We start from the raw sequence: 21,031 nt of genomic DNA, 5'->3' as shown, positions 1-21,031 counted from the left end.
TAAAAGGGGGTGCATCGGATGGAGGACAAGAGCCTGATCTTCGGCCTGTTTGCAAAATTCCTTGAGGAATCAGACGAGGAAAACGGGGGCCTGAAGGAGAGAGAGAACCGGAACGCGCAGGAGCCGGAACAAAAGGCGCAGGAGCATGACGACCGCGTGGAGACTGCGGAGGATTGGAACGAGCTGGAAGAACGGCGCAGGCAGCAGGCGGAAGCAGAGCTGCTTGATGAGGACAGTCCTGATACGGAAGAACATACTGAGGCCCCCATGGAAGCTGTCAGGGAAGAATACCGGGATGCATCCGCAGAGATCATAGTTGCTGATGACAAGATGAGTGTGTCCATGATCCTGACAGAGCCAGCAGGAGGAGGCAGCCATATCACGGAAGAAGCCGTGCTGGATGCTCTGGAAGCCCGCCATATCCGGTATGGGATAGACCGGGAGAAGATCACAGCCGTTACAAAAGGAAGACAGTACCGCCAGATGTTTGTCATAGCAAACGGCACCCCTGCTGCCGATGGGGAGAATGGGAAGATCAAGGATTATTTTCCCAGGCAGAAGCAGTTGAAATTCGCTTCAAAGGGCAACGGAGAAGTGGATTTTAAAAATATGAACCTGATCCATAATGTAAAAAAGGGCGAGCTGGTCTGTGAGCTTACCATGCCCAAAGAGCCTCAGGACGGAACGGATGTATTCGGCAATCCTGTGCGGGGAAAGATGGGCACCATGCCCCCCATTCCCCAGGGCAGGAACATCGTCTATTCCCCGGAGAAAGATAAACTGCTGACCGCGTGCGAGGGGAACCTGACCTTCCGGAATGGGCGTTTCCAGGTTGAAAATGTCTATGTGGTTGACGGAAACGTGGATAATTCCGTGGGCAATATTGATTTTATGGGAAGCGTTACCATAAAGGGAGATGTGTTCGAAGGGTTTAAAGTGACCTCCAAAGGGGATATCACCGTCATGGGAATGGTGGAAGGCGCGGTCTTAAAGGCAGGCGGCAGCATTCTTCTGCAAAAAGGGATGCGCGGCATGAAGTCCGGCGTGCTGGAGGCGGGGGAAAATATCACCGCCAAATTCCTGGAGGACTGTACGCTGTATGCGAAGAAAAATATCCAGGCAGAATATATCATCAACTCGGAGGTCTCCTGCGGGAACGACCTGACGCTGATCGGCAAGCGGGGGGCGCTCATCGGCGGGAACTGTTCTGTATACAACCAGATGAAAGTACGGGTGGTCGGAAGCACCAGCCATGTGGCAACCTTTGTGACTCTGGGCATCACCCCACAGCTTATGGAAGAAATGGAGCGGATCGGGAAAGACTTAATCGCAGTATCCAGGAAGCTTCAGGAGGATCAAAAGGATATCCGCTACTTGTCTGATAAGAAGCGCGCTGGAACCATTACCCCCAAACAGCAGGAGCGTCTTCAGAAGCTGGAGCTGGGAGCGCCGGTCAATGCCCTGAAGGAAAAAAAGCTGAAGGAGCAGGCGGCAGTGATCGCAAGGCAGCTTCGGGAAGTGGGGCGCACCAGGCTGACGGCCGGAGAGGTCCATCCCGGAACGGTGATCACCATCGGGGACTGTAAGCTCAATATTGTGAAGAAAGAAATAAGCTGTTCCTTTTATTATCTGGATGGTGAGATCAGGAAAGGAATCCGATAATGGCAGATATCTTACGCGTGACCTCGCCGGTCATCAACAAGAACATCATTCAGCCGGATAAGACCCCGAAAGACCCATCCGTGCCCTTTGACATGCAGGAGATCCGCCATATCACGCAGAACCCCGCAGGGAGCGGGCTTTTGGGCCAGCACAATGTATTCCAGAAGGAAGCCGGCGCGGCTACCCTGATGAATCTGTTGAAGGACCCGGCAGTCACAGTAAACTATTTGAAAAATATCTATATGCTGGAGGAGATCATCAATCTGCTTCCTGTCAATAACAATACGATGACAAAGGAGATCCGCCAGCTTTTTGATGCGCTTTTAATCGACCCGGACCATATCGTGGAAGAGCTGGTAGACCAGGAATATGCTTCCACCCTGTTTAAGGGTCCGCTGTTTGACTTTTTGCGGGATTTGATGAATGAAAAGCCGGAGCTGAGGCAGGAGACGGCTGATCTTTTAAAGGCGGTCAATGGAAGCCTGTCAAGGATGGATGTGCTGGATTCTGTGGCTAACAGCCTGGAGTACTTATCTGAACAGCTGGAGGGAAGCCGGAATCTGTCGGAGCGGTTTCGCCAGCTGGCGGCAAGCCTGCGCAGCCAGACTGCTCCCGAAAACTTTGAACAGCTGAAGGTGCAGGTCCGGGAGCTTTTAAAAGAGCTGGAGGGAAGCGTACTGTACTCACCCCAGATGGAGCGGGTGCTTCCCAATATCCTGTACAATTTATCCAGGTACCAGGACAGCGAGACCTTCCTTCAGGAGGCGCTGCTGAACCTGCTGGTCCATGTAGGCAGCAGGGAGGAAAAGGATCAGCTGAGAGGCCTGGTCAGGGAGTATATGGCAGGCTTCCAGACGCCGGAGCATCAGGAAAACCGCTCCAGGATCATGGATACGCTGGCCCAGATCATCAGCAAGCAGGACAGGGAGACCCCGATGAACAGCTTAAACGGGGATAAGATCGAGAAGATCATCACAAGCCTGTTGTCCTCGCCCTGCAACTATACACCGCTGCTCCATTTTGTCATTCCGGTGGATTACTATGGAATGAAAGCTTTTTCAGAGCTGTGGATCGATCCAAAGGATGAGGACGGAGGCGGGAGGCAGGCCGAAGACGGGCAGGACCGGGTCCATATGCTGATCACCTTCGATATCCCGGGATTTGGACAGATGGAGGCGGAATTCCGCCTGGCGGGCAGGAATCTCAGCTTTTCCCTGTACTGCCCGGAATCATGCCGGTCCATATTTGAAAAGATGGCGCCGGAGTTTGAGCGGATGATCGAGGAGCATGGATACCGGGCTGCCGGGGTAGAGATCCAACGGATGGAGGGAGTCCGCTCCCTGATGGATGTATTTAAAAACCTGCCTTACAGGAGGACCGGTGTGGATGTCAAAATATAAGAAGGCAAAGAACAAGGCGGTAGCCCTCAAATACAATGCAGAGGAGGATGCATCCCCTGTAGTGATCGCTTCCGGCTACGGTACCGTGGCGGAGCACATAATCGATATCGCAGAAAAAAAGGGAATCCCTGTATTCAAGGATGACAGCGCAGCCTCTCTTTTATGCATGCTGGAGGTTGGGAGCAATATCCCTGTGGAGCTTTATGAAGTAGTGGCTGCCATATACTGCCGGCTGATCGAGACTTCCGCACAGGTCAGAGGCATAGAGCGGCCTGCATCTCCTCCGTCACAGACAGGAGGCCGGACGCAGGAGCGTCTGCGCAGCAAGCTGGTATCGGGGCGGGGGAAGGACCCGGAGGGAACATGACAGAACGACGAAAACAACAGAATGACAGGGGGAGTGTCTTATGGTGTACTTGCCGGATGGGTATGTAGGTTCATCCTGCGTAATGAAAGCAAAAAATAATGATTTGATCTCTATGGGGGTACTGCACCGGATCGGGAAGAATTTTATCGATATCGGCAGTTCGCGCAATGAGCTGCCCACAGTCCCCTACAATCTGCTGGTCAAGGTGGAGATTTACAACACCCAGCTGGGATTCCGGGTATTGATCGGACGGGTTTATCTGTCATCCCCCAAACTGGCGAGGATCACGGACTTAAACGAGGCGACCAATGACGAGCGGCGGGAATATTTCCGGATCAGTACCAGAGACCAGGGGATCATCTATAACTTTATGAGGATGGACGGCGAAGCTGAGGCAGAGGAGCCGGATATGGATTATAATGGACTGAAGGTCCGGCTGGTGGATATCAGTCTGGGCGGCCTGATGTTCCGGTCAAAAGAGGAATTCCGTGTGGATGACAAGTTCAACATCGTCATTCCGGCCATGGGGGACACGATGCTGTTCTCCTGTGAAGTAAGGCGTCAGGTAGAGCGGCCGGACGGAGAGTACGGATACGGCTGTGAGTTCATGGATATGGCAACCCAGCAGGAGGATCTGCTTTATCGGTATATACTGAAGCGTCAGAGCGACCAGCTCCGCAGGATTCGTTAGGAAAAGGAGGCGACAGACGGCCATGGGCAAAAAAAAGTCCGGCAGTAAACCGGCAGTCAGGAACCGCCGCGTGATCATCTATACGTTTGTGCTGATCCTGGCGTTGTTTTATATCTCGGCTCACCACACCCTGGAACGGGAGCGGCAGGCACAGGCTGCCCAGATCGCTGAAGCCGGAGCGGAGAGACCCGAAGGCCTGGAATCAGCCCATCAGGATGCCGTCCGAGTGGAGGCGCCCGCGCAGGAGCTTATGCAGACGCCGCAGACCGCAGGAGAGGACAGCCTGGTCCTTCGGGAAGAAGACATGTGGTGCCTGATCTTGACCAACGCGGAATATCCTGTCCCGGAGGACTATACCGTAGAGCTGAAACAGATACCGGGAACGGAACAGAGCGTGGATGCGCGGATCTACGACCCTCTTATAGAGATGCTGGATGCCATGAAGGAAGCGGGCCTGTCCCCTGTCATCTGTTCGGCATACAGGACCCTGGACCGGCAGGAGATGCTATTTAACAGGAAAGTAAAGAGCTATGTAAAAAGCGGACATACCAAGGAGGAATCCTACGTGCTGGCAAGGCAGTCCATCTCCATACCTGGTTCCGGTGAGCATTGCCTGGGACTTGCGGTGGATTTCTTTTCCAGGAGATATCAGAAGCTGGAGGAAGGGTTTGAGAATACCCCGGAGGGGATCTGGCTGCGGGAACATTCCTGGGAGTATGGATTCACGCTGCGGTATGAGCGGGGGAAGGAGTCTATCACCGGGATCTCCTATGAGCCGTGGCATTTCCGATATGTGGGCGTGGAGGCAGCAAAGTATTTAAAAGAACATGGTCTTTCCCTGGAGGAATTTTATATCCAGGAAAGTTTATATGGATAAAGTGCACAAAAACTTTTTGGTTTTTTGTGCACTTTTTTTCTAAAGAAAAGCCGTACCGGTACGATAAATATATCAGAGCGGAAGAAATGGAATGTTTCGGAAGCTTCCACTGATGCTGGACAGGGCCCGTCCGGCATTGGAACATATCACAAAGAGGGAAAAGGATTTCCCGAAATCAAATTACATGGAGGTAATGATTATGAGGATTCAGCACAACATTATGGCACTCAATTCCAACAGACAGTTGGGCGTTAACAACAGCGCAGTAGCAAAGTCACTGGAGAAGTTATCATCTGGTTACAGGATCAACCGTGCAGGCGACGATGCAGCAGGGCTGGCAATCTCTGAGAAGATGAGAGCACAGATCAAAGGCCTGGAAGCAGCAACTGACAACTCCCAGGATGCTATCTCCCTGATCCAGACCGCAGAGGGCGGCTTACAGGAAGTTCATTCCATGTTAAACCGTATGACCGAGCTGGCTACCAAGTCCGCCAACGGCACCTACACCGATGATGTTGACCGTAAGGCTCTGCAGGATGAGATCTCTGCACTGAAGGACGAGATCAACCGTATTGCTGATGGTACTGACTTTAACGGCATTAAGCTGTTGGATGGCAGCATGGGTGTTGGGACTGCTGGTATATTTGGAAGCAGTACAGCCGGAGGCGCAGCTGGTAATACAGATGCAGCTACTAAGTTTACGTTTGAAGCTCCTGAAGGATATAAAGTAGAAATCAAAACAGTGGCAAAAGGTACTGCAAGCAGCGCTTCTTGGGGTGGAGATAAAACTCTGACGATTAATTTAGAGGGTGATGCGGCTAAAACCTATACTCAGAAGGATATTGATAAGTTGATCGCCAGTGCAACAGGAACTCCGTCTGAAGTAGCAGGTAAGGTTTCCCTGACAGTAGACAGAGACTTTAAGTTTGGAGCGGATGGAGCAGGTACAGTAGTTGCAGCGATGACATCTGTAGCGGCAAAACAGGCATCAGCAGTTACTGGTGATATCACTGTTACGGCAGCCAAGGCAGGAGCCGATACGCGTACGTTGGATTTTGACGGAACTAGTGCCGGTGTTGAAGTCGCTGCTGATGGAAATGTAACGCTTGGATTTGAAACGGGTAAATCATACACTGCAGCTGATGTCAATAAAATGTTGTCCGATGCAGGTGTGGATATGTCTGTAAGCTTCGAAGGTTCCAAAACCGGCGCTACTTTAGCAGCTGCAACAACTGCTACTTTAGCAAACGGTTCAGGTCTTTCCGCAGGTGGTGGTCTGACCCTTCAGATTGGTGACACCAACGATGCTTACAACCAGCTGGAACTCAGCATTGGTGATATGCATGTTAATGCACTTGGTTTATCTTCTGTTGATATCAGCACCAGAGAAGGCGCATCCGCAGCGATGGCTAAGATCAAAACAGCGATCAACACCGTTTCCACCGGCCGCGGCAAACTTGGTGCGATCCAGAACCGTTTAGAGCACACCATCAACAACCTGGGTGTTACCACTGAGAACATCACTTCCGCAGAGTCCCGTATCCGCGACGTAGATATGGCGAAGGAAATGATGAACTACACCAAGAACAGCGTTCTGGTACAGTCTGCACAGGCTATGCTTGCACAGGCCAACCAGCAGCCGCAGTCCATTTTACAGCTGTTACAGTAATTGCAGTAATTATAGTCTGTACAGGACAGGTCAATATTGTTTTAAATCTTCTCCGCCCCGCAGCAGTTTTACGGGGCGGATTTTTTGTGGGGTTTTAAGGGTTTTGGCGTCAAAATCTATTTGTATGTTTATGGTTTTCTTGCTATAATAAAACCAGTGTCATTTTATGCAGAGATTTGTAGAAAATTAATAAAAAGATTAATCGGTCGGGGGTTTTACATATGGCAAAGACCATTGTTTTGTCCAATCAGAAAGGCGGCGTAGGGAAGACCACATCGGTCTATGCCCTGGCTGCTATTTTTAAGGCAAAGGGGTACCGTGTGCTGGCTGTGGACATGGACCCGCAGGGGAATTTAAGCTTCAGCATGGGGGCGGTGACAGATGGTAGCGCTACTATTTACGAGGTGCTCAAGGAAGAGATCAAACCGAGATTTGCGGTCCAGAGGACAACGCTGGTGGATCTGATCCCTTCCAATATCCTCCTCAGCAGCATTGAACTGGAATTTACCGGCACACAGAGAGAATTCCTCCTGAAGCGGGCATTGGAGTCTCTGAAGCCGGAGTACGACTTCATCTTTATTGACTCCCCGCCTGCGCTGGGTATCCTGACGGTCAATGCCTTTACAGCGGCGGATTATGTTCTGGTGCCCATGCTGTCGGATATTTTCAGCCTTCAGGGGATCACGCAGCTGGACGATACGATCCGGAGGGTGCGGATCTACTGCAACCAGGAGATCGAGCATCTGGGGATCTTCCTGACCAAACACAATCCCAGGACCCGGTTCAGCAGGGAAGTGACAGGCACTGTGGAGATGGTGGCAGCGGATCTTGGGATGCCCTTTTTAAACACCTGTATCCGCGAGAGCGTAGCGCTCCGGGAGGCCCAGTCCCTGCAGAAATCACTGCTGGAGTATGCGCCGCGCTGCAACGCGGTCCTGGATTACGAGCAGCTGGCGGAGGAACTGCTGGCGGGGAGGCTTGGGATAGATGGCTAAGACGAGAACAGAGATAGACAAAGAGCTTATGTATCAGAAGATCATGCCGACCGCGGCGCGGAAAACAGCGCCGGAGCCGGAGGAGCCTGCCCTGGCTTCCCAGGGGATATCGTCCGCTTCGGCTATGACCATGCCTACGGCGGCAGGGATGGCGAGGGCCATTGGACGGGCGTCAGTGCCGCTTCCTTTCCAGGAGAAGCGCGAGATGATCCTTGTGAATCTGATGGAGGATATCGTATTTGAAAAGCTGGACGCAACACTGGTCCGGTTTAACTGCTGTAAATGCAACCGTTGTAAGAAAGATATCGCCGCGTTGGCATTAAACCGGCTTCAGCCGCGTTATGTAGTCATGGAAAAAGATGACAAAGACCGCAGGAAAATGGTGGAGGAGAGCTATGGCTCTGAAGTGACCAGCGCACTGGTCCAGGCTATTCTCCTGGTAAAAAAAGAACCTCGTCATTAGGTGCAGGAGGACACAGGCAGACGCCGCGAAAGCGGGCATGGACTGCCTGTGATTTTTTTTATAAAAACACTAAACTTTTTTGAATTGCGTCCGATAACTATAATAGAGAAAAAAATGATTGTTCACATAGAAAGGAAGTCGGGTTTATGGATATGAAGATCACAAGGAATTATTCGATATACCAGAATGCGGTAAACAGCGGCAAGCTTCCGGAGAAAAGCATTTCCATCCCGGCATCGGGGGAGCTTAAGAACCGCAGTGACGCCATCTGCATCAGCAGTGGAGGCGCAAGAAAGAGCGAGGCATCCTCTTTTGCTTCAGCGCTTGGAAAGTCCATGAACGAGGGGGCTTCCCCGGAACGGATCGCGCAGCTCAAGAACCAGGTGGCAAACGGCACCTATGAAGTGTCTGCGGATCTGATTGCCAAGCGGCTTATGAGCGGACTGTAGAGGGGGAATCGAAATGGACCAGTTATTGGAGTTCCTGCGGGAATATACGGAATTTTTTGAAAAGATGGAGCAGACACAGGTCGAGAAGCTGGGGCTTTTGATGACGAAGAAGCTGGAAAAGATCGAAGCCTCCATTATGATGCAGCAGGCGATGGATAAGCAGCTTGAAAATCTGGAGAACCGGCGCAGAGCCTTGTTTTCGTCACTGGGCTTCGGGAACAGTACCCTAAAGGAGATCGCAGAGGGTGCAGAGGGCGCAGAACAGAAGGAACTGCTGGAGCTTTACAGGCGGCTGGACGGCGCCATAGGCAATATCCGATTTTACAATGAAAAAGCGGAAAAGCTGGCGAAGGACGAGTTGGAACGGATGGGCGTGGACGGACGTTTAGCCGCCAATCCGACCGGGATATACGGCCGGGCCGCCAGGCCTGCCGGATTGAACTTTGAGAAAAAAGCCTGAACCAGAAAACAGATCAGAAAACCAGGAGCGTGAAAAAGTGAGACCAACATTTATGGGGCTGGAGACAGCCAAGAGAGGCCTGATGGTCAACCAGAAGGCGATGGATATCGTCGGAAACAACTTAAGCAACCTTGAGACCAAAGGATATACCAGACAGAGGCTGGACACGGTCAGCGTACAGGTTTACGGTACGGACCGGTTCAATCACAGCTCGGTTCCCCTGGCAGGGCAGGGCGTTGATGCCAGAGGGGTCAGCCAGATCCGCAACCCCTATCTGGACAGCAAGTTCCGCCAACAGTACAGCGAGGTGGGCTATTACGACCAGAAAGCAGCCATTATGGAGCAGGTGGAGGCTGTTTTGAGCGACCCTGAGGTGGATGGGAGCGGAATCATGGATGCGCTTACGGAGCTTTCCCAGGCTCTGGCGGATTTCAGTTCCACACCCGACGGCGAGACCCATGCCAACATTGTGATGAATGCATTTAAGAGCGTCACACAGATCCTCAACGAATACGATAACAATCTAAAGACCGTCATAAGCCAGACCAAGGACGACCTGGCGTCAGCTGTAGATGAGATCAACACAAGCCTGGCGCAGCTGTCTGAACTGAACCGTACCATTGCACACGAGGTGTTTGTCAACGATGATTATGATGGGGTCAACTATGGGCCCAATGATCTTTTGGACCAGAGGAACTTAATCCTGGATGACCTTTCCCGTTACGGGAAGGTGGAAGTGGTATCCTTGGACGAGGGGAAGATCCAGGTGAAGCTGGACGGCAAGGTTGTTGTGGACTCTATGGGCGGGTCTTATACCTGCGATACCCTCCGGCTTGGCAATGACGGCACATCCTTAAGCTGGGCCAGTGATGGGAAATCCACCGATCTGGGCAAAGGAGCCATAGCGGGATTTTTGGAGACCCTGACCGGCGATAATGCCATCAGTCCCGGGATTCCGTATTATCAGAGGCAGCTGGACAATTTTGCAAAGAGTTTTGCCAATACGTTCAACAACATCGTCCATGATGATGAGAGCCCGTTTCCGGACAAATATAAGGTTCTTCTGGAGGGGGATGTGAGCGGTGAGATCACCGCAGGCAGCATATCCATCAGTTCTAAATGGGCAGATGATCCTTCCTATGTGATCCGGAAAAACAATCCGGACGGGAGCGGCGATAACACAGATATTTCAGACATGAAGAAAGCGCTTGTTAAGGATTTTGATTTCGGAGGCGAGTTCAGCGGGACCTTCAGTGAATTTGTCACTTTCTATACAGGCACGTTGGGCAGCAATGCCAAGACCAATTCCGGCAGGCTTGAAACTGCATTGGCGATGGCTGACAGCATTGACTCGGACCGGATGGGAGTATCCGGTGTGTCGCTGAACGAAGAAGGCATAAATATGATGACCTATAATAAAGCATATCAGGCGATCGGCAGGCTGATGACAACCATGGACGAGCAGCTGGATATGATCATCAATCAGATGGGGCTGGTGGGCCGTTAAGGAGGAGCAATGAGAATAACAGAAAAAATGATGACAACAACATATAACCGGAATCTTCAGAAAAACATTGCCAATCTTTCGAATTCCAATCTAAAGCTTTCGTCCCGGCGTCAGTATAACCATGTGTCCGAAGATCCGGCAACCGCTTCTAAGGCATTTGCGATCCGTACTCAGATCGCTGCGTCGGAAGAGCATATCAGGACTGTGGAGAATGCAGTGGGAGAGCTGGAGACAGCGGATTCCAATATCACTGCCGTTCATTCTATCCTGGACACCATTTATGAGAAGGCCACCAGGGCGGGCGGAACCACAGACCAGGCATCCTTAAATGCCATAGCGGAGGAGCTGGGAGGACTGAAGGATGAGATCCTGCAGACGATGAACGCCAAATATGGAGAAAAATACCTGTTTTCCGGGTCCGGCAACGATGAACCGCCGTTTACCCTGGGTACAGACGGGGAGCTGCTTTTTAACGGCAAACCTGTAGATGACTATGACAAAAACGATCCCGATACCTGGTTCACGGAAAACAAGCCGGTATATCTGGATGTGGGATTTGGAAACTACGCGGATGGAAAGGCCAATGCGAAGTCCGGGATACAGATTTCAACATCAGGAGCAGATGTCCTGGGGTATGGGAAAGATGCCAACGGGCTGCCCAACAATTTATACAGTCTCGTGGGAAAGATAGAAGAACAGCTGAAGGCCGGAGACAAAGAGGGGGCGCTTGATACCCTCAGCCATCTAAAGGAGAAGCAGAGCAATGCTTCCATCGCCACGTCAGAGCTGGGAACACGGGAAAAACTTTTGGAGCGCACCCAGGAACGGCTTGAGACCGGGCTGGTGAATCTAAAGAAGCGCCAGCAGAGTCTGGAAGGGGTAAATCTGGAGACAGAAGCAGTGAATAACAAATCCTATGAATCTGCATGGATGGTAACCCTGCAGCTTGGCTCCAGTATCATTCCGCCATCTATTTTTGATTTTATGAAATAACGGTTCAGGAGGTGCCAGTAGTATGAACGTTTTAAAGATTACGACGACTCCCATAAAGCTGTCCATGACATCCCAGAGGGCAAGGCTTGAGAGCCAGATACCGGACCCGGAGGCCGGGATCATCCAGACGCCGGGACATTTGAACATGAGATCCGAGAATATTAAAGTGAATATTGATTCCTCCCGTGCGAGGGACAGCCTGGGGTTTAAAACGGCAAAAGGGCTGATGCGGGATGCAGCCCAGGAAGGGCTGAAGGCAGCATCGGATGCCACGGCACAATATTCCCGCATAGGCAATCAGATGATGCAGATCCAGGACGGGATCACTGTGGCGGATATCATGAAAAACCAGATGCTTGCCCAGTCCAATGTGACCACAGGATTTACCTACCTTCCGGCCGTGGGACCGGATATCAGCTGGACACCGGCAGACCTTGCCATCGATTATACGCCTGCCCAGGTGGAGTTCCACCCTCAGACAGAGACGAAGCCAGCCGTTTACATACCGGGAGAGCTGAATGTCAATGTTGAGCAGTATCCGAAGGTGGAGATTGAATATGTGGGGGAACCGATGTATGTTCCGCCCAGCGCAAACCCGTCATACGAAGAGTAAATGAATGGCAGCGAGACAAAAACAGTTGGAGGCGGCAAAGTTGAAGATAGAGACCAGAGATTTTGGGTTCCTTGAGATTGAAGAAAAAAATATTATCACATTTAAACAGCCTATATTTGGATTTGAAGAATACACCCAGTATGTTTTGGTCAATGATTCCAACATGGGCAATGGAATCTGCTGGCTTCAGTCCATAGAGCAGAAATATGTCTGCTTTATCATGCTGAATCCGCTGGAAGTAAAAAAAGACTACGCGCCAGTTGTGATGCAGGATGTGCTGATCATGCTCCAGGCGGTCCCGGAGGATGATCTGGACTGCTGGGTACTGATGGTGATCGGAGAGACCTTCCGCAAATCCACTGTAAACTTAAAAAGCCCGGTCATTATAAACCACAAAACGAATCTGGCGGTACAGGTGATCCTGGATCAGGATTATCCCATACGTCAGCCCATATTCGCGGAAGGAGAGGGGAAGGACGTATGCTGATTCTGTCCAGAAAAAAGGGTGAATCGATCAAAATCGGTGACGATATCGAGATCTTTGTAGCCGATATAAAGGGCGATAAGGTGCGGCTTGGCATCTCCGCTCCGGAGCATATGAAGATCAGCCGAACGGAGTTATATCTGACCGTAGAAAACAACCGGGAAGCATCCGATAAGGTGGATCTGTTGAAAGTATTCCAGTTATCCAGGAACCTTCGCCCCCTGACCGGGGAGGACGGGGAAGAGACCCGGGAGGACACACATGATTGAACCGATGCGGGAGCTTGTAAAAGACAAAACAGAACTGTTCCTGCTATACGAGTTGGAGACTCAGAAGCTGGTCTCCACACAGGCCGAGGATACAGAAGGGATCGCTGATGCAATCACTGCCCGGGATGATCTGATCCAGAAGATCAATTCCATCGACGCCAAAGCGGAAGACATACGTCTTCGTTCAGACGCGGGGAAACGTGCGCACGAGATTATGAAAAACCGCTGTGATTACAGCAGCTTAAGCGAAGAGGAACGCCTGCTCTTTGACGAGAGCCAGGCGCTCTATACCGTGATCAGCAGGATCCGGGAGCTGGATGGGCTGGCGCAGGAGCGGCTGGCAAAAGCAGCCGTGTCCCTTAAAGAGAAAATACGCCAGAACAATGCAAACACGAAATTTACCGGTTATTTAAAACAGATGGACCAGGGCAGCAAGGGAATGCTCTATGATAAGAAAAGATAGGGGGAGCAAACATGGCATCTTCAATTAATACAGTCAGCGCAGGGGGCAGGAATTATATGTCCGGCCTTGCTTCCGGGATGGATACGGAAAGTATTGTGGAAAGTATGCTTGCCGGCACCCAGACCAAGATCGACAAACAGATGGGAACGAAGCAGCAGTTAGAGTGGAAACAGGATATTTACCGCAAACTGATCACCAATATCAACAGTTTCAGCGATAAATATTTTTCATATTACGGTTCGGGGAATACGAACCTTCTCAGCAACAGCCTGTACAATACCATGTCCGGCGTCAGCAGTTCTTCCGCTGTGAAGGTCAATTCCGTAGCGGCCAATGCGGTGAAGGGCATGACCATCGATGCAGTGAAACAGCTTGCAACTGCATGTACAGTGAAATCAGGGGATGTAGTGACCGGCGACGCAGTGGGGCAGAATGCAGATCTGAGCCAGTTTTCTGATTCAACTAAAACTTACTCATTTTCCATTACCTTAGATGGAGTCAATAAAGTCATTTCGTTTGCCGGGGTGGATGGCGCCGACACAGATTCGACAAAGCAAAAGGAAGTGTTGGACAATATCAACCAGGCACTTTACCGTAATTTCGGAACATCTGTGGGCATGAATGTGGATGCGGGCGACAAGATGGAGCTGGTCAAGCTGGAAACCGATCCCTCAGGCAAACCCGTCAGTGCAGGTACACCAATAGAGTCCTCCCGCCGTGTGATCATAGAATCTGTGGCAGGAGAACCGGACACCATTAAGCACCTGGGTTTCGAGGGCGGGTTCTCCAACAAGCTTGCCTATGGTATGGCTCTAAAGGATATGAACTTTAAAACACCGCTTCAGGGCGGACGGTATGAGTTTGAGATAAACGGCGTAAAGATCGATGGGCTTACAGGGGATTCCACCCTGAGCGAGGTTATCAGCGCGATCAACAACAGCGGCGCAGGCGTGACTGTTTCCTATTCATCGGCGGCTGATAAATTTATCATGCAGTCGTCAAATACCGGTGAGATAGGCAATATCTCCATGTCCCAGACCTACGGAAACCTTCTGACAACCATGTTCGGCGTGCAGGCCAAAGGCGTCCAGTCTTCTCTGCTGTCACATGATATGAAGACAGCGTCGGCGACAGCACCCGACGACGCACTGGCTGGTTTAGACCAGCTCCAGCAGTCCCTCTATGCCGGGGAAGACGCAGTGTTTACTTTCATGGTGGACAATCAGGAGGTATCGGTCACCTTAGAGGGACGGAAGGAGAGTACCACCTACAAGACCCGTGAGGGCGTGGTGTCTGCCATCAATGCCCAGCTTAACAAGAAGTTCGGTACTGGTGCGATCGCGCTTCGGATGACGGAAGATACAGATCATCCGGAAAACAGCGCGCTCACACTGTCTTCTGCAGAACACAAGATTGAATTTGTCGCGGATCATATGGGGGCGTTTGCCACACTTGGTTTTGAGACGGGATCGAACCTGCTGGATGACAATGCTAAGCTGGCTGACTACGGAATAACTGGGAGTTTATCATATACGTCAAAGGACACAGCAGGGAATGAGGTAGTGAAGACATTTACGGTCGGTGCAGATACTAAGGTAAGTGATTTAAAAGCTTGTCTGGAAGAAGCGTTTGCTACCACTACAGCCGACAGCACAACAGTTAATGCTGTGGTCGAATACAATGACGGACGCTTCAATGTTGACAATCTTAATGGAAAAAAACTGACCGGCAGCCTGGCAGGAGTCCTGTTTGGCACAGAAAACTTAGACTTTCCTGCAGGGACCAGTTCGGTTACCACACAAGGCAAGAACTCCATTATCACAGTAGACGGAACAGATATCGTTCGCAACACCAATACCTATGAGATTGATGGGATCACCATAGAACTGACTGCGAAATCCGATACTGCAATTAACTTGACTACATCACGGGATACTGATAAAATAGTAGATAGTTTGAAGGGCTTTGTAGACGATTACAACAAACTGATCGAAGAACTGAACGGCTATCTGAAGGAAGAGAGTACATACAAGAAGTATCCGCCGCTTACGGACGCCCAGAAGAAAGAGATGAGCGACCGGGAGATCGAGCTGTGGGAGGAGAAGTCCAAGCAGGGACTTCTGCGCAACGATTCCAATATCTCCAGCTTCTTAAGCGATATGAGGATGACGTTATATAACACTGTGGAGTCGGCGGGGCTCGCCCTTTACGATATCGGTATCGAGACCTCCAGCAACTGGAAGGACAACGGGAAGCTCATCATTGACGAGGATACCCTGCGTCAGGCGGTCACGAGCAATGCGGACAGCATCTGCAAGCTGTTTACGGACAAGGAGCAGGGGATTGCAGTGAAGCTGCAGCAGGTGATCAAAGACACAGCGAATGTCAGCAGCGCCAGCCCGGGTACCATGGTCAGCTATGCAGGCACCAAGGATGTTCTCACGACCAGCAACACGCTGTACCAGGAGATGAAGAGCATCACCAAGACTCTGTCGAACCTGAACAAGAAATACACGCAGGAGCGGGAGCGGTACTGGAAGCAGTTTACTGCCATGGAGCAGGCGATTTCCAACATGAACAGCCAGAGTTCCTGGCTGTCGCAGCAGTTCTCATCATAAAAAAGGAGTAATGCTATGCAAAACCCATATGCAAGATATAAAGAACAGTCTGTTATGACAATGACGCAGGGCGATATGGTCAACCTGCTGTTTGAGGAGACGGTCAACCGGCTGAATAAAGGGCTGTATTGTCTGTCAGCGAAGGATTTTGAGGGGAGCAATACCCATTTTAAAAAGGCACAGGCGATCATCGGGCATCTGTCCTCCACCCTGGACCGGAAGTACGAGGTTTCCCAGGGGCTGGATGCGCTCTACGAGTATTTCGCTTATCAGATCCTTCAGACCAATATCAGGAAAGATCCGCAGCCGGTAGAGGAGATCCTTCCGATGATCACAGAACTGAAGGATGCGTTTGCACAGGCCGACCGCCAGGTGCGGATGGGCCATACGGGCTGATCAGATAAAAGGGGGAATGGAATATGCCATTATTTGAAGATGCAGCGTTTCGCGCACTGCAGGGCGGTCTTGATGCCGCATGGCTGAAGCAGCAGGTGACAAGCCATAATATAGCCAATGTAGAGACGCCGGGCTTTAAGGCAAAGCGGGTGGAATTCAGTCAGATCCTTCAGGCTGAAGGAGAAAAAGCCGGATCAGTCAGACGTGCTGTTGTGACGGAGGACGATACCCCTTCCGCAAGACCGGACGGGAACAATGTCCAGCTTGAGAAGGAAGAATTGGAACTCTGGAAAGCATACACAGAGTATGCGGCGATGACATCCAGGATGTCGGGAAAGCTTTCGACACTGCGCTATGTGATCAATAATACAGGTAAATAAAGGAGCACCTTATGGGATATTTAGATTCTCTCAATATTACAGGCTCCGCCCTGACCGCGGAACGGTTCCGCACGGATATCATCCTGCAGAACCTGGCGAACCAGAATACGACCAGGACGGCAGAGGGCGGCCCGTACCGCAGGAAACAGGTGGTTTTCCGCGAGAACCGCATCGATTTTAAGCAGGAGTTGGGCAAAGCCATGACAAAGGCGGAGAATGGCGGCGTTTTTGTGGAGGAAGTGGTTGAAAACCAGAATCCTTTTGTGCCGGTCTATGACCCGGATCATCCGGATGCTGATGCGGACGGTTATGTTATGATGCCGAATGTCAACAGTGCGGAGGAGATGGTGGATCTGATGGCTGCCACACGCGCCTATGAAGCCAATATTACGGCGCTGAATGTAGTAAAGAGTATGGCATTAAAGGCACTGGAGATCGGGAAATAACATGAAAAAACGGGAAGAAGAGGGAGGAAGTCAGGAGTGGTTGAATACCTACGCGGATATGATAACCCTGGTTCTGACTTTCTTTGTGTTACTATACAGTATTTCTAATATCAATATGTCAAAGCTGGAAGAAGTTGCCGCAGCTATGCAGAAGCGTCTGGGGATCGAGACAACAGTTCCCATTGAGGACATACCGGTGGACTTAGAGTATCCGGCTATTTCGGAGAATACCGACCCTGCAGGAGATCCAACCGCTGTCGGCGGTGGTATGTCATCGGCGTCCTCCAGACAGATGGTGGAGCTGGCCCGCGATATCCAGACTTATTTTGAGACGGAGAATTTAGACGCTGTGATATCAAGCAGCGACAACGCAGTCTATATCCGGTTTAAGAATGATCTGCTCTTTGACCCGGACAGCGCGGTCCTCCGCGAAAACAGCCGGGATATGCTGGATGCGCTGGGGGTCATGCTGAACGCGAGGCAGGATGATATTATGGCGATCTATATAAACGGACATACAGCGCAGGCGGCGAATTCCCTGATCAACGACAGGATTCTCTCCTCATCGCGGGCAGACAATGTGGCGATCTACCTGGAAGAGAACTGTGGGATCGAGCCAAAGAAGCTGATCTGCCGCGGATACGGGAAATACTATCCGATTGCGGAGAACAGTACGAAAGAAGGGCGGGAGCAGAACCGCCGTGTGGATATGATCATACTTGGAAGTGACTTTCAGGCGGCAGAAGGGGATCTTGACAGCGTAGAGACCATGGATCCGCTGGCACCGGTTCAGATGCCGGGGGATATGGCTCCAGGACAGAAAGGTACGGTACAGCAGTGATAAAGACATATGATTTTAAATCACCAAAGAAATTCACAAAAGAACGCATGAGTACAGTGGAAAACTTGTATGACAGTTTTTCGCGTGCTCTGGCGCCCTATCTGACCGGTCTTTTACAGTCCTATTGTGAGATCAGCGTCAAAGGGATCAATGAAAAGAGGTATCAGGAGTTCAACAATTCTGTTTTGGACCGTTCCCTGTTCGGAATGATCACCCTGACGCCGGATAATCGGGATTATAGCGAGGCTCCCCTGGTTCTGGAAATGGACACCAGGCTGGCCTTTTTCATGTTGGAACGTCTTTTGGGCGGCGCAGGCACCCGTTATGAGCTGAGCCGGGATTTTACAGACATCGAGAAGGCCATCCTCCAGTATCTGCTGGGAAAGGTCACGGAATTTGTTGGGAATGCCTGGAACGAGTATCTGGATGTTGAGACGGAACTGACCGGGATCCAGACGAACCCGCATCTGCTTCAGATCAGCGCCCCGGAGGATGTGATCATTGAGACGGAGCTGGAGGTCACCATTGATAAGCTTACGGCGGATCTCAGGCTGGTCATGCCGGCGCCCAATGTGGAGGAGCTGACTTCCAGGTTCGGCTATTCCTTTGGCGTCAGCCAGAAGAAACAGGACGATGCCAAGCGGCTGCAGAAGCGGGAATCCATCGAGAAGCATCTGTTGGATTCGGAGGTGGAGATTCGGGCGATCATGCACGAATTCTCTCTGGATGCCCAGGATATCCTCCATATGCAGCCTGGAGATGTGATCCCCCTTAATATGAATGTAAACAGCGGGATTGCCGTGTATGTTGAGAATGAGGTATGTTTTGAGGCAAAACCGGGACATACAAAGCTGCGCAAGGCAGTGGAGATCAATAAAGTACTGTAAGCCGGGGGGAGAAGGATGTTGGATAAAGGAGCAATGACGGAACTGCTCGGTATGGAGGCGGTTTCAGTCTGCAAGACACTGAGCGGCCTTCTGGGCAGGAAGTGCAGGATATCGGTAGAGGATATTATAGAGGCGGATGCAGATGGACTGGCAGAGTACCTCCCACGTTTTAATGTTTCCATAGAAGGTACTGTGGAGGGGGATGGATTAAAGCTGCCTCAGATCTATGTTTTCGGCAGGAAGGAAACTCTGCAGATCACTAATTATATCATGGGAGTACCCATTGACAGGGAAAGTCCTCTGGATGAGATTGCCTTAAGCACACTTAAAGAGGTGGTCTCCCAGAGTATTGGCAGTTCTGACGCGGAGTTTGAGGATCTTTTTGGCCATGGCATACGGGAATGCTTTAAAGAAGCTTTGGTATGGGATGGGACAGAACAGATCCAGGAGCTGGTCCGCCGTTGGGGTGGGAGCGGACAGGCTTTGCTGATCCGTCTTCATGTAGATATTGAAGGTGTATTATCTTCGGATGTATTCCGGGTCACTTCGGATAAATTTTCGGAGCTGTTCGGGCTGCCCGAAGCAGGGATGGAGGCAGCTTCTGTGAAAGCGCCTGAAACATTCCGGAAAAAAGGGAAGGCGGTCCCCGTACAGGAAGTGTATTTTCCGGAATTCAAGTATTCGCCTATAGAATATACGGAGGATCATATCGGGGAGGACAGGAAACGCTTGGGAGAGATCCAGCTGGAAGTGTCAGTCCGCATTGGCGGTACACGATGCAGCGTAAGAGATATCCTGGATCTGAAGGCGGGGGAGGTTTTGACTCTCGATAAACAGGCAGGTTCTCCTGCGGATATCCTGGTCAATGGAAATCTGATCGGACGCGGGGATGTGCTGGTCTCGGACGACCGTTTTTCAACCCGTATTATTGAGATTATAGACAAGAGGGAATGACATGCCATTTTTAAAGATATTTTTTTATCTTGTGGTACTGATCCTGGTGCTGGCGCTTGCTTATTATACGACCAGACTGCTGGGGAGCGGTGCCATGGGACGGCAGCAGACCAGAAATATGAAGATCCTGGACAGGATGCCGGTTGGACGGGACAGCTTTCTGGTGGTGGTACAGGTTCAGGAGCGGTTCCTGCTCATGGGAGTATCTCCTTCCGGGATCGTAAAGCTGGATGAACTGGAAACCTATGTGCAGCAAGATCAGACGGAAGTTACGCCAGATTTTGCTGCTGTTTTTAAGGAACAGATGAAACGCCATCTGCCTCAGGGTGGAAAACAAAAGAGAAATGGGAGTGACGGATTATGAAAAGCAGGCACAGGATCCTGCCCTGGGCTGTGGCTGCCCTTGTGGGGGCAAAGGTTTTCGCTGCACGGGGGCTGGTAGCCTATGGCGCCAGCCTTTCCCTCGTTCTGGAGGATACAGCTGGAAGCGGCCGGCCGATGGATATGCTGGATATTATGTTTTTATTTCTGTTTCTTGCTGTAGTGCCTTCTCTTTTGATCATGATGACCAGCTTTACAAGGATCGTCATTGTACTGTCATTTTTGAGAAATGCGCTGGGAACCCAGCAGTCGCCGCCCAATCAGGTGCTGACAGGACTCGCTCTGTTTTTGACGCTGTTTATCATGAGTCCGGTATTTTCCCAGATCGGCACCCAGGCTTATGAGCCTTACCGTGCGGGAGAGATCACCCGGGAGGAGGCTTTTGACCTGGCACAGGAACCGGTGAAGGAATTTATGCTGAAGCAGACGGAAAAAAAGAGTCTGGATCTGTTTCTGTCTATTTCAAAAGAAGAGGTACCGGATGTGTCCGGCGGACCGGAAGCTTATACCTCGCTGGGGCTGTCTGTGATCGTACCGTCCTTTATCTTGAGTGAGTTAAACAAAGCGTTTACGATGGGATTTTTGATCTATATCCCATTTCTGATCATTGATCTGGTGGTATCCAGCACGCTCATGTCCATGGGTATGGTGATGCTGCCGCCCACGATGATCGCCCTGCCGTTTAAGATCATGATGTTTGTTCTGGTGGACGGATGGGAACTGGTGATAAAGACCCTGATACAGGGCTTCCGATAGGAGGGATGGA

General features: G+C 51.1%; 25 protein-coding genes. All 25 read left to right on the top strand.

The window, feature by feature from the left end; genetic code table 11:
* Positions 1-18: 18 nt before the first annotated feature.
* Positions 19-1,662 carry a FapA family protein gene (locus AB1I67_RS15530; RefSeq protein WP_367030784.1) on the top strand — a complete coding sequence of 548 codons (1,644 nt, stop codon included), beginning with the start codon at positions 19-21 and terminating at the stop codon, positions 1,660-1,662.
* Entirely contained in the window at positions 1,662-3,062 is a 1,401-nt protein-coding gene (locus AB1I67_RS15525) for an antitoxin (RefSeq protein ID WP_367030783.1), read from the top strand. Before AB1I67_RS15530 ends, AB1I67_RS15525 begins: the two co-directional genes overlap by 1 nt.
* On the top strand, positions 3,049-3,429 hold the full coding sequence (locus AB1I67_RS15520; protein ID WP_367030782.1) for an EscU/YscU/HrcU family type III secretion system export apparatus switch protein: 381 nt from the start codon (positions 3,049-3,051) through the stop codon (positions 3,427-3,429). Before AB1I67_RS15525 ends, AB1I67_RS15520 begins: the two co-directional genes overlap by 14 nt.
* A gap of 40 nt (positions 3,430-3,469) precedes the next feature.
* The gene (locus AB1I67_RS15515; protein WP_367030781.1) at positions 3,470-4,120 is read left to right on the top strand and encodes a PilZ domain-containing protein; all 651 of its coding nucleotides are present in this window, start codon (positions 3,470-3,472) and stop codon (positions 4,118-4,120) included.
* A 22-nt stretch (positions 4,121-4,142) separates the two neighbouring features.
* Positions 4,143-4,997, top strand: a complete 855-nt coding sequence (locus AB1I67_RS15510) for a M15 family metallopeptidase (protein WP_367030780.1) — start codon at positions 4,143-4,145, stop codon at positions 4,995-4,997.
* A 199-nt stretch (positions 4,998-5,196) separates the two neighbouring features.
* Complete coding sequence (locus AB1I67_RS15505) at positions 5,197-6,666, top strand: flagellin (protein ID WP_367030779.1); 1,470 nt, start codon at positions 5,197-5,199, stop codon at positions 6,664-6,666.
* A gap of 221 nt (positions 6,667-6,887) precedes the next feature.
* Positions 6,888-7,661: a ParA family protein gene (locus AB1I67_RS15500; protein WP_367030778.1), complete on the top strand. Its 774-nt coding sequence runs from the start codon at positions 6,888-6,890 to the stop codon at positions 7,659-7,661.
* On the top strand, positions 7,654-8,124 hold the full coding sequence (locus tag AB1I67_RS15495; RefSeq protein ID WP_367030776.1) for a late competence development ComFB family protein: 471 nt from the start codon (positions 7,654-7,656) through the stop codon (positions 8,122-8,124). The genes AB1I67_RS15500 and AB1I67_RS15495 overlap by 8 nt, the downstream gene beginning before the upstream one ends.
* Positions 8,125-8,270: 146 nt before the next feature.
* Positions 8,271-8,573 carry a flagellar biosynthesis anti-sigma factor FlgM gene (locus tag AB1I67_RS15490; RefSeq protein WP_367030775.1) on the top strand — a complete coding sequence of 101 codons (303 nt, stop codon included), beginning with the start codon at positions 8,271-8,273 and terminating at the stop codon, positions 8,571-8,573.
* A 13-nt stretch (positions 8,574-8,586) separates the two neighbouring features.
* Positions 8,587-9,033, top strand: a complete 447-nt coding sequence (gene flgN / locus AB1I67_RS15485; RefSeq protein ID WP_367030774.1) for a flagellar export chaperone FlgN — start codon at positions 8,587-8,589, stop codon at positions 9,031-9,033.
* A gap of 37 nt (positions 9,034-9,070) precedes the next feature.
* The gene (gene flgK / locus AB1I67_RS15480; RefSeq protein ID WP_367030773.1) at positions 9,071-10,540 is read left to right on the top strand and encodes a flagellar hook-associated protein FlgK; all 1,470 of its coding nucleotides are present in this window, start codon (positions 9,071-9,073) and stop codon (positions 10,538-10,540) included.
* Positions 10,541-10,549: 9 nt separating this feature from the next.
* Entirely contained in the window at positions 10,550-11,533 is a 984-nt protein-coding gene (locus AB1I67_RS15475) for a hypothetical protein (RefSeq protein ID WP_367030772.1), read from the top strand.
* 22 nt (positions 11,534-11,555) lie between these two features.
* Positions 11,556-12,146, top strand: a complete 591-nt coding sequence (locus tag AB1I67_RS15470; RefSeq protein WP_367030771.1) for a DUF6470 family protein — start codon at positions 11,556-11,558, stop codon at positions 12,144-12,146.
* A 4-nt stretch (positions 12,147-12,150) separates the two neighbouring features.
* The gene (locus AB1I67_RS15465) at positions 12,151-12,633 is read left to right on the top strand and encodes a flagellar assembly protein FliW (RefSeq protein WP_367030770.1); all 483 of its coding nucleotides are present in this window, start codon (positions 12,151-12,153) and stop codon (positions 12,631-12,633) included.
* On the top strand, positions 12,627-12,899 hold the full coding sequence (gene csrA, locus AB1I67_RS15460; protein WP_367030769.1) for a carbon storage regulator CsrA: 273 nt from the start codon (positions 12,627-12,629) through the stop codon (positions 12,897-12,899). Before AB1I67_RS15465 ends, csrA begins: the two co-directional genes overlap by 7 nt.
* On the top strand, positions 12,892-13,362 hold the full coding sequence (locus AB1I67_RS15455; protein WP_367030768.1) for a hypothetical protein: 471 nt from the start codon (positions 12,892-12,894) through the stop codon (positions 13,360-13,362). The genes csrA and AB1I67_RS15455 overlap by 8 nt, the downstream gene beginning before the upstream one ends.
* A gap of 11 nt (positions 13,363-13,373) precedes the next feature.
* Positions 13,374-15,980: a flagellar filament capping protein FliD gene (gene fliD, locus AB1I67_RS15450; protein ID WP_367030767.1), complete on the top strand. Its 2,607-nt coding sequence runs from the start codon at positions 13,374-13,376 to the stop codon at positions 15,978-15,980.
* A gap of 15 nt (positions 15,981-15,995) precedes the next feature.
* A complete protein-coding gene (gene fliS / locus AB1I67_RS15445; RefSeq protein WP_367030766.1) occupies positions 15,996-16,376 on the top strand; it encodes a flagellar export chaperone FliS in 381 nt (126 codons plus the stop codon).
* Between the two features lie 23 nt (positions 16,377-16,399).
* A complete protein-coding gene (gene flgB / locus AB1I67_RS15440; RefSeq protein ID WP_367030765.1) occupies positions 16,400-16,756 on the top strand; it encodes a flagellar basal body rod protein FlgB in 357 nt (118 codons plus the stop codon).
* A gap of 11 nt (positions 16,757-16,767) precedes the next feature.
* Entirely contained in the window at positions 16,768-17,202 is a 435-nt protein-coding gene (gene flgC / locus AB1I67_RS15435; RefSeq protein ID WP_367030764.1) for a flagellar basal body rod protein FlgC, read from the top strand.
* A 1-nt stretch (position 17,203) separates the two neighbouring features.
* On the top strand, positions 17,204-18,043 hold the full coding sequence (locus AB1I67_RS15430; RefSeq protein WP_367030763.1) for a flagellar motor protein MotB: 840 nt from the start codon (positions 17,204-17,206) through the stop codon (positions 18,041-18,043).
* Positions 18,040-18,930: a FliM/FliN family flagellar motor switch protein gene (locus AB1I67_RS15425; RefSeq protein ID WP_367030762.1), complete on the top strand. Its 891-nt coding sequence runs from the start codon at positions 18,040-18,042 to the stop codon at positions 18,928-18,930. The genes AB1I67_RS15430 and AB1I67_RS15425 overlap by 4 nt, the downstream gene beginning before the upstream one ends.
* Positions 18,931-18,945: 15 nt before the next feature.
* Entirely contained in the window at positions 18,946-19,884 is a 939-nt protein-coding gene (locus AB1I67_RS15420) for a FliM/FliN family flagellar motor switch protein (RefSeq protein ID WP_367030761.1), read from the top strand.
* A gap of 1 nt (position 19,885) precedes the next feature.
* On the top strand, positions 19,886-20,248 hold the full coding sequence (fliO, locus tag AB1I67_RS15415) for a flagellar biosynthetic protein FliO (protein ID WP_367030760.1): 363 nt from the start codon (positions 19,886-19,888) through the stop codon (positions 20,246-20,248).
* Positions 20,245-21,021, top strand: a complete 777-nt coding sequence (fliP, locus tag AB1I67_RS15410; RefSeq protein ID WP_367030758.1) for a flagellar type III secretion system pore protein FliP — start codon at positions 20,245-20,247, stop codon at positions 21,019-21,021. Before fliO ends, fliP begins: the two co-directional genes overlap by 4 nt.
* The last annotated feature ends 10 nt before the right edge of the window (positions 21,022-21,031 follow it).

It is taken from the genome of Clostridium sp. AN503 (genome assembly GCF_040719375.1).
Lineage (GTDB): Bacteria > Bacillota > Clostridia > Lachnospirales > Lachnospiraceae > Brotaphodocola.
This window is presented reverse-complemented; position numbering and strand designations above follow the sequence as displayed.

Coding starts and splice junctions, on each gene's coding strand:
- fliS (WP_367030766.1), top strand. CDS start 15,996: ATGCAAAACCCATATGCAAGATATAAAGAACAGTCTGTTATGACAATG.
- fliP (WP_367030758.1), top strand. CDS start 20,245: ATGAAAAGCAGGCACAGGATCCTGCCCTGGGCTGTGGCTGCCCTTGTG.
- fliO (WP_367030760.1), top strand. CDS start 19,886: ATGCCATTTTTAAAGATATTTTTTTATCTTGTGGTACTGATCCTGGTG.
- AB1I67_RS15495 (WP_367030776.1), top strand. CDS start 7,654: ATGGCTAAGACGAGAACAGAGATAGACAAAGAGCTTATGTATCAGAAG.
- AB1I67_RS15525 (WP_367030783.1), top strand. CDS start 1,662: ATGGCAGATATCTTACGCGTGACCTCGCCGGTCATCAACAAGAACATC.
- flgB (WP_367030765.1), top strand. CDS start 16,400: ATGCCATTATTTGAAGATGCAGCGTTTCGCGCACTGCAGGGCGGTCTT.
- AB1I67_RS15505 (WP_367030779.1), top strand. CDS start 5,197: ATGAGGATTCAGCACAACATTATGGCACTCAATTCCAACAGACAGTTG.
- AB1I67_RS15515 (WP_367030781.1), top strand. CDS start 3,470: ATGGTGTACTTGCCGGATGGGTATGTAGGTTCATCCTGCGTAATGAAA.
- AB1I67_RS15420 (WP_367030761.1), top strand. CDS start 18,946: ATGTTGGATAAAGGAGCAATGACGGAACTGCTCGGTATGGAGGCGGTT.
- AB1I67_RS15465 (WP_367030770.1), top strand. CDS start 12,151: ATGGCAGCGAGACAAAAACAGTTGGAGGCGGCAAAGTTGAAGATAGAG.
- AB1I67_RS15520 (WP_367030782.1), top strand. CDS start 3,049: ATGTCAAAATATAAGAAGGCAAAGAACAAGGCGGTAGCCCTCAAATAC.
- AB1I67_RS15455 (WP_367030768.1), top strand. CDS start 12,892: ATGATTGAACCGATGCGGGAGCTTGTAAAAGACAAAACAGAACTGTTC.
- AB1I67_RS15500 (WP_367030778.1), top strand. CDS start 6,888: ATGGCAAAGACCATTGTTTTGTCCAATCAGAAAGGCGGCGTAGGGAAG.
- AB1I67_RS15530 (WP_367030784.1), top strand. CDS start 19: ATGGAGGACAAGAGCCTGATCTTCGGCCTGTTTGCAAAATTCCTTGAG.
- flgN (WP_367030774.1), top strand. CDS start 8,587: ATGGACCAGTTATTGGAGTTCCTGCGGGAATATACGGAATTTTTTGAA.
- AB1I67_RS15430 (WP_367030763.1), top strand. CDS start 17,204: ATGAAAAAACGGGAAGAAGAGGGAGGAAGTCAGGAGTGGTTGAATACC.
- AB1I67_RS15510 (WP_367030780.1), top strand. CDS start 4,143: ATGGGCAAAAAAAAGTCCGGCAGTAAACCGGCAGTCAGGAACCGCCGC.
- AB1I67_RS15490 (WP_367030775.1), top strand. CDS start 8,271: ATGGATATGAAGATCACAAGGAATTATTCGATATACCAGAATGCGGTA.
- csrA (WP_367030769.1), top strand. CDS start 12,627: ATGCTGATTCTGTCCAGAAAAAAGGGTGAATCGATCAAAATCGGTGAC.
- flgC (WP_367030764.1), top strand. CDS start 16,768: ATGGGATATTTAGATTCTCTCAATATTACAGGCTCCGCCCTGACCGCG.
- AB1I67_RS15470 (WP_367030771.1), top strand. CDS start 11,556: ATGAACGTTTTAAAGATTACGACGACTCCCATAAAGCTGTCCATGACA.
- AB1I67_RS15475 (WP_367030772.1), top strand. CDS start 10,550: ATGAGAATAACAGAAAAAATGATGACAACAACATATAACCGGAATCTT.
- fliD (WP_367030767.1), top strand. CDS start 13,374: ATGGCATCTTCAATTAATACAGTCAGCGCAGGGGGCAGGAATTATATG.